The following is a 7314-nucleotide window of genomic DNA, read 5'->3' on the forward strand; positions in this document are numbered from 1 at the left end:
TTAAGCCAGACAGCGTTTACGTGAATAAATAAAGCAACAGGCGTGCCAGAATTGAAGATTGGGAGGAAATTGCCGGGTAAGGCGCAGCCGCCACCCGGCATCAGAAGGCAAGATTATTTATGACGCTGACGCAGGCTCATCAGCACGGCGCCAAAGCCGAACAGCGCGGTCAGGATCCACAGCGGCCAGTTGCCGGTGCGGGCATACGGCGTCAGGCCCGTGGTTGGCGTGACTTTGGTTGTCAGCACTTCACGGGTGAACTGCGGGATCATGGCCTGGATTTCGCCCTGCGGGCCAATCACGGCGGTGATGCCGTTATTGGTGCTACGCAGCAGCGGACGCGCCAGCTCCAGAGAACGCATGCGTGCCATCTGGAAGTGCTGCCACGGGCCGATTGATTTACCGAACCACGCATCATTGGAGATGGTCAGCAGATAGTCGGTGTCCGGGCGGAAGTTATCGCGCACCTGCTCGCCGAGGATGATTTCGTAGCAGATGGCGGCCGTCAGGGCCAGACCGTGCGCGTGAAGCTGGGGCTGAACGTACGGACCGCGGCTGAAGGAGGACATCGGCAGGTCAAAGAACGGTGCCAGCGGACGTAAAATAGACTCCAGCGGCACAAATTCACCGAACGGCACAAGGTGGTTCTTGTTGTACCGGTCGGTGGAGTGGTAGCTGTATTCACTGTCTTTGCCGAGCGTAATAATGGTGTTGTAGGTGTCGTAGCGGTTCTGCTGATTCAGGCGCGCATCAACAATGCCGGTAATCAGGGTGCTGCCGCGCGCCACCAGCAGATCGTTCATCATGTTGAGGAACGGCTGCTGGTTAATTTCCAGATCGGGAATAGCGGATTCTGGCCAGATAATCAGCTGCGATTTGCCCATCACCTCTTCGGTGGCGTTGGCGTAGATCTTCAGCGTGTTCAGCAGCTCTTTTTCGTCCCACTTCATGGACTGCGGGATATTCCCTTGCACCATGGAAACCTGCATGGCGCGCTCGGGCTCGGGCGTGAACCACTGGATATAGCGCAACGGGAAGGGCAGGGCGAACAGCACCAGCGCCACAGCCAGCGGCTTCCAGCCGCGCGTGACCAGCGCCAGTACCAGCAGGCCGCTCACCACCATCAGCAGGAAGTTAATGGCTTCAACGCCCATTACCGGTGCCAGACCTTTCAGCGGGCCGTCAATCTGGCTGTAGCCGAACTGCAGCCACGGGAAGCCGGTCAGCACCCAGCCGCGGAGGAACTCGGTAATCTGCCAGACCACCGGCGCGGCAATGGCGACACGCAGCCAGGTGGTTTTAGGCCACAGGCGAGAGAGAATCCCGGCGAACAGACCGGTATAGAGCGAGAGATAGGCGGCGAGCAGAACGACCAGGAAGACGTTAACCGGCCCCGGCATCCCGCCAAATTGTGCGATGCTGACGTAGACCCAGTTAATGCCGGAGCCAAATAGCCCCAGCCCCCAGAAGTAGCCGATCGCAGCGGCCTGTACCGGACGACGATTCAGGGTTAACCCCTGAAGCCCCATCAGGGAGAGAATGGCCGCGGGCCAGATATCGTAAGGAGAAAAAGCCAGCGTACCGCTGGCTCCGAGTATCAGCGCCAGCAGCAAACGGACGCGCTGGCGTTCAAGCAATGGGGCAAATGCCATTTACATTAATCTTCCAGTTTTGGCACCGGTGAATCGTCCGGCGTTCTGACGTGAACCTGTATAATACGTCGGCTGTCGGCCATTGCCACTTTGAACTGGTAACCGTCGATGTCAACGGTCTCACCGCGCGCCGGAAGATGGCCAAAGGCCTGCATCACCAGCCCGCCAATGGTATCGACCTCTTCATCGCTGAAGTGGGTACCGAAGGCGTCGTTGAAATCTTCAATCGAGGCCAGCGCGCGCACGGTCCAGGTGTGTCGGCTAAGCTGACGGAAGTCGATATCTTCTTCTTCGTCGTACTCGTCTTCGATTTCGCCCACGATCAGCTCAAGAATATCTTCGATCGTGACAAGACCTGAGACACCGCCGAATTCATCAATAACAATCGCCATGTGGTAACGCTGAGAGCGAAACTCTTTCAGCATTCGATCCACACGTTTACTTTCCGGCACGACCACGGCCTGGCGTAACACTTTTTCCATGCTGAAGGCTTCGGCATCGCTGCGCATAAACGGCAGCAGATCTTTGGCCATCAAAATCCCTTCGATGTGATCTTTATCTTCGCTGATGACCGGGAAACGCGAGTGGGCGGATTCGATGATCACATCAAGGCACTCGTCCAGCGTCTGGTTACGTTTCAGGGTGATCATCTGCGAGCGGGGGATCATGATGTCGCGGACGCGCTGGTCGGCAATGTCCATGACCCCTTCGAGCATTTCGCGCGTATCTTCGTCGATAAGGTCGTTCTGCCCGGAATCACGAATCAGCTCCAGCAGTTCATCACGGTTTTTCGGCTCGCCGTGGAAAAGCTGGTTCAGAATGAGGGAGAAAAATCCCTTTTTACTGGTTGTCGTGTCGCTACTGTGTGAATTGTCGTCGCTCATGGCGTTTGTTAAGGGTTCTCTTGTTAGTTCAATGTTAACCGCCGCGCTATGTCCCTGCGCGGCGGCATGGTAGTCAGTAACTGACTATTCTTTCTCGGCAATGTACGGATCCTCATAGCCCAGAGCAAGCATTATCTCTGTCTCAAGGGACTCCATCTCTTCCGCTTCGTCATCTTCAATGTGGTCGTAGCCCAGCAGGTGCAGGCTGCCGTGTACCACCATATGCGCCCAGTGGGCTTCCAGCGGTTTCTGCTGCTCTTTGGCTTCCTGCTCAACCACCTGACGGCAGATGATCAGATCGCCCAGCAGCGGCATTTCAATACCCGGCGGCGCTTCGAACGGGAAAGAGAGCACGTTGGTTGGCTTATCTTTCCCGCGGTAGGTCAGGTTAAGCTCATGGCTTTCCGCTTCATCCACCAGGCGAATCGTGACTTCTGATTCTTCCTGAAACTGGGGGATTACCGCATCCAGCCATTTCTGAAACTGTGCCTCTTCTGGCATGCCGGAATTGTCTTCACATGCCAGCTGTAAATCGAGGATCACCTGACTCATTTCTGTTCTTGCTCCTGCGCTTCGCGCTTACGTTCCGCGGCCTGTTCGGCCCTGCGTTTTTGATCCGCCTCTTCCCAGGCTTCATAGGCGTTAACGATGCGCGCGACCACCGGGTGGCGAACGACGTCTTCACTGTGGAAGAAGTTAAAGCTAATTTCGTCTACCTCTGACAGCACCTCAATGGCGTGGCGCAGGCCTGATTTAGTGCTGCGCGGCAGGTCGATCTGGGTGACGTCACCGGTGATCACCGCTTTCGAGTTGAAGCCGATACGCGTCAGGAACATTTTCATCTGTTCGATGGTGGTGTTCTGGCTTTCATCGAGAATGATGAACGCATCGTTGAGCGTACGGCCGCGCATGTAGGCGAGCGGGGCCACTTCGATCACGTTACGTTCGATCAGCTTCTCCACTTTCTCGAAGCCGAGCATCTCGAACAGCGCGTCGTACAGCGGGCGCAGGTAAGGGTCGACCTTCTGGCTCAGATCGCCGGGCAGGAAGCCGAGTTTTTCACCCGCTTCAACGGCGGGGCGGGTCAGCAGGATACGACGGATCTCCTGACGCTCCAGCGCATCCACCGCAGCGGCAACCGCCAGATAGGTTTTACCTGTACCCGCGGGACCCACGCCGAAGGTGATGTCATGGTCAAGAATGTTGGCGATGTACTGCGCCTGGTTCGGCGTACGCGGCTTGATGACGCCACGCTTGGTCTTGATATTGATCGCCTTGCCGTAGTCCGGCACGCTTTCCGCGCTCTGCTCAAGCACGCGCGCCTCTTTAATGGCGAGGTGGATCTGTTCCGGCTCGATATCCTGAATTTCGCCGCGCATCGGGGCGGTATCGACATACAGGCTGCGCAGAATATCTGCTGCCGCGTTGACGCAGATAGGGCGTCCGGTGAGTTTGAAATGGTTATCGCGACGATTGATTTCGATACCCAGACGTCGCTCCAGTTGTTTGATGTTGTCATCAAACGGCCCGCACAGGCTCAGCAGGCGAGCGTTGTCTGCGGGCTCAAGGCTAATTTCACGCGTATCTATGTTCAAACTGTTCCTCTTTAATTGGTTAACTGACCCGCTGCCACACGGCGCAATAGAACGGTCATTACCGAAATTATTCACGCCACAGAATAAAGGCGCAAGCGTTGCGGTAGATATTGGGGGTGATGAGAGGAAATACAAGGCCTGCCGAAGAGGCAGGCCTGAAGGATCAAGGCTGGTAAATCCCAACGCCAGAATCGTTTTCTTTGCGGGTACGAGAAATAACGGATTCCGGTGACTCTGCGATACGCAGGCCCATTTCGTCCTCGGTGCGTACCACCTTCGCGCGCAGCGAGTTGGTCAGCACTTCGACAATTTCGACGTCCACAAACTTACCGATCATGTCCGGGGTGCCTTCGAAGTTCACCACGCGGTTGTTCTCGGTACGACCGGACAGCTCCATGATGCTCTTGCGGGAGGTGCCTTCCACCAGAATGCGCTGGACGGTTCCGAGCATGCGGCGGCTCCAGGCGTTGGCCTGCTGGTTGATGCGTTCCTGAAGAATATACAGACGCTGCTTTTTCTCTTCTTCCGGCACGTCATCAACCATGTCGGCCGCAGGCGTGCCAGGACGCGCTGAGAAGATGAAGCTGTAGCTGACGTCAAAGTTCACTTCACCGATGAGCTTCATGGTGCGCTCGAAGTCATCAGCGGTTTCGCCTGGGAAGCCGACGATAAAGTCAGAGCTAATCTGGATATCCGGGCGCGCTTCGCGCAGCTTGCGGATGGTGGATTTGTACTCCAGCACCGTATGCGGGCGGCCCATCAGGTTCAGCACGCGGTCAGAGCCGCACTGAATCGGCAGGTGCAGGAAGCTCACCAGCTCTGGCGTATCGCGATACACGTCAATGATGTCGTCGGTAAACTCCATCGGATGGCTGGTGGTAAAGCGAATACGGTCAATGCCGTCAATCGCGGCCACCAGGCGCAGCAGTTCGGCAAAGCTGCCGGTGGTGCCGTCGTAGTTCTCGCCGCGCCAGGCGTTAACGTTCTGGCCCAGCAGGTTCACTTCGCGAACGCCCTGCGCGGCAAGCTGGGCAATTTCAAACAGAATGTCGTCCGCCGGGCGGCTGACCTCTTCACCGCGGGTGTAAGGCACCACGCAGTAGGTACAGTATTTGTTGCAGCCTTCCATGATCGAGACGAAGGCGGTCGGGCCATCGGCGCGCGGCTCTGGCAGACGGTCAAATTTCTCGATCTCCGGGAAGCTGACGTCAACGACCGGGCTACGGTTACCGCGAACCTGATTGATCATCTCCGGCAGGCGGTGCAGGGTCTGAGGACCAAAGACGATATCCACATACGGGGCTCTCTGGCGGATCAGCTTACCTTCCTGCGACGCGACGCAGCCACCGACGCCAATGATCAGGTCCGGATTTTTCCGTTTAAGAAGCTTCCAGCGGCCTAACACATGAAAGACTTTTTCCTGTGCTTTTTCACGAATTGAACAGGTGTTCAGCAGCAGCACATCGGCTTCTTTCGCATTTTCAGTCAGCTGGTATCCGTGGGTGGTATCCAGCAGATCGGCCATCTTGGATGAATCGTATTCGTTCATCTGACAGCCCCAGGTTTTTATATGGAGTTTTTTAGTCATCGACTTGCTCAGCTCAGGATTGCAAGCCGCGTATTGTAATGCTTTGGTGGGGTTGTGACCAGTATGAAGGTTGTGTGTCTCAGGACCGCAAAAATCCGGTAAACTTAAGGGATTCTCCAATAAGGAAAATTGACCATGACACTCCAACACACCGAAGTTGCCGTTGTCGGCGGCGGTATGGTCGGCGGCGCGCTGGCGCTGGGGCTGGCGCAGCAGGGATTTGATGTAACCGTTATTGAACAGGCGGCTCCCCCGGCATTCGATCCCGCCAGCAAACCGGACGTGCGCATTTCCGCCATCAGCGCGGCGTCCGTCGATCTGCTGCGCGGCCTGGGCGTCTGGGAGGCGGTGCAGGCGATGCGCGCGCACCCTTACAGCCGCCTTGAAACCTGGGAGTGGGAAAATGCCCACGTGTCGTTTGACGCCGCCGAGCTGAAGCTGCCGCGCCTGGGCTATATGGTGGAAAACAACGTGCTCCAGCTGGCGCTCTGGCAGGCGCTGGAGGCACATCCGAAGGTGACGCTGCGTATGCCTGCGTCACTTAAGGCACTGCATCCTCATGAAAGCGGCTATTTGCTGACGCTCGACAGCGGCGATGAACTGGCCGTGAAGCTGGTCGTCGGGGCCGATGGCGCTAACTCGCAGGTCAGGGAGATGGCGGGTATTGGGGTTCATGCCTGGCAATATCAGCAATCCTGCATGTTAATCACCGTTCAGTGTGAGAATGCTCCGGGCGAAAGCACCTGGCAGCACTTTACGCCGAACGGCCCGCATGCATTCTTGCCGCTGTTTGATAACTGGGCTTCGCTGGTGTGGTACGACAAACCGGCGCGCATTCGCCAGCTGCAGGGGCTGTCGATGGAGCAGCTGCAGCGCGAGATCCTGCTTCACTTCCCGAGCCGCCTTGGCAACGTGACGCCAGTCACCGCAGGTGCATTCCCGCTCACACGCCGTCATGCTTTACAGTATGCCCGAGAAGGGCTGGCGCTGGTGGGCGATGCGGCACACACTATCCACCCGCTGGCGGGGCAGGGAGTCAATCTTGGATACCGTGACGTCGATGCGTTACTGGACGTGCTGGGCAACGCACGCGCTCACGCGGAAGCCTGGGCCAGCCATCAGGTACTGAAGCGCTACCAGACGCGCCGTATGGCGGATAACTTCATCATGCAGTCAGGGATGGATCTGTTCTATGCCGGTTTCAGCAATGATCTGGCCCCGGTGCGCATTCTGCGTAACATTGGCTTAATGGCGGCAGAGCGTGCCGGTGGGCTGAAGCGTCAGGCGCTGAAATACGCCCTCGGACTCTAATCTTAATTCCCTCTCCCCGTGGGAGAGGGGTAGGGTGAGAGCATCAGGCCGCACTATTCTGAGCAACAAAAACAAAAAAGCCCGCAGAGCGGGCTTGTTTGTTTTAAGTGGCTGGGGTGCAGGGATTCGAACCCCGGAATGCTGGTATCAGAAACCAGAGCCTTACCGCTTGGCGACACCCCAATTGCGTTAAACAGACTGCTTAACGACTTTTAAATTGGCTGGGGTACGAGGATTCGAACCTCGGAATGCCGGAATCAGAATCCGGTGCCTTACCGCTTGGC

At 57.0% G+C, this 7314-nt stretch carries 6 protein-coding genes and 1 tRNA gene; 1 reads left to right on the plus strand and 6 read right to left on the minus strand.

Annotated features, from left to right (window positions below):
- Window positions 1-113: 113 nt before the first annotated feature.
- The 5 genes from lnt to miaB all read right to left on the minus strand — a co-directional run bounded on the left by lnt (window position 114) and on the right by miaB (window position 5719).
- On the minus strand, window positions 114-1652 hold the full coding sequence (gene lnt / locus INF73_RS20320; RefSeq protein WP_136486368.1) for an apolipoprotein N-acyltransferase: 1539 nt from the start codon (window positions 1650-1652) through the stop codon (window positions 114-116).
- 5 nt (window positions 1653-1657) lie between these two features.
- Complete coding sequence (gene corC / locus INF73_RS20325; protein ID WP_021242574.1) at window positions 1658-2536, minus strand: CNNM family magnesium/cobalt transport protein CorC; 879 nt, start codon at window positions 2534-2536, stop codon at window positions 1658-1660.
- Between the two features lie 84 nt (window positions 2537-2620).
- Window positions 2621-3088, minus strand: a complete 468-nt coding sequence (gene ybeY, locus INF73_RS20330) for an rRNA maturation RNase YbeY (RefSeq protein ID WP_003858677.1) — start codon at window positions 3086-3088, stop codon at window positions 2621-2623.
- Window positions 3085-4131, minus strand: coding sequence for a PhoH family protein (locus INF73_RS20335; protein ID WP_028012349.1), 1047 nt, complete (start codon window positions 4129-4131; stop codon window positions 3085-3087). The genes ybeY and INF73_RS20335 overlap by 4 nt, the downstream gene beginning before the upstream one ends.
- Before the next feature lie 163 nt (window positions 4132-4294).
- On the minus strand, window positions 4295-5719 hold the full coding sequence (gene miaB / locus INF73_RS20340; protein ID WP_028012350.1) for a tRNA (N6-isopentenyl adenosine(37)-C2)-methylthiotransferase MiaB: 1425 nt from the start codon (window positions 5717-5719) through the stop codon (window positions 4295-4297).
- Between the two features lie 135 nt (window positions 5720-5854).
- Here miaB and ubiF point away from each other — a divergent pair, with 135 nt between their 5' ends.
- Window positions 5855-7030 carry a 3-demethoxyubiquinol 3-hydroxylase gene (ubiF, locus tag INF73_RS20345; protein WP_047363671.1) on the plus strand — a complete coding sequence of 392 codons (1176 nt, stop codon included), beginning with the start codon at window positions 5855-5857 and terminating at the stop codon, window positions 7028-7030.
- Between the two features lie 108 nt (window positions 7031-7138).
- Here the strand turns inward: ubiF and INF73_RS20350 are convergent.
- Window positions 7139-7213: transfer RNA gene (locus tag INF73_RS20350), tRNA-Gln, on the minus strand.
- Window positions 7214-7314 lie beyond the last annotated feature (101 nt).

The sequence above is a fragment of the Enterobacter cloacae complex sp. P6RS genome, from assembly GCF_014982245.1.
Lineage (GTDB): Bacteria > Pseudomonadota > Gammaproteobacteria > Enterobacterales > Enterobacteriaceae > Enterobacter > Enterobacter bugandensis.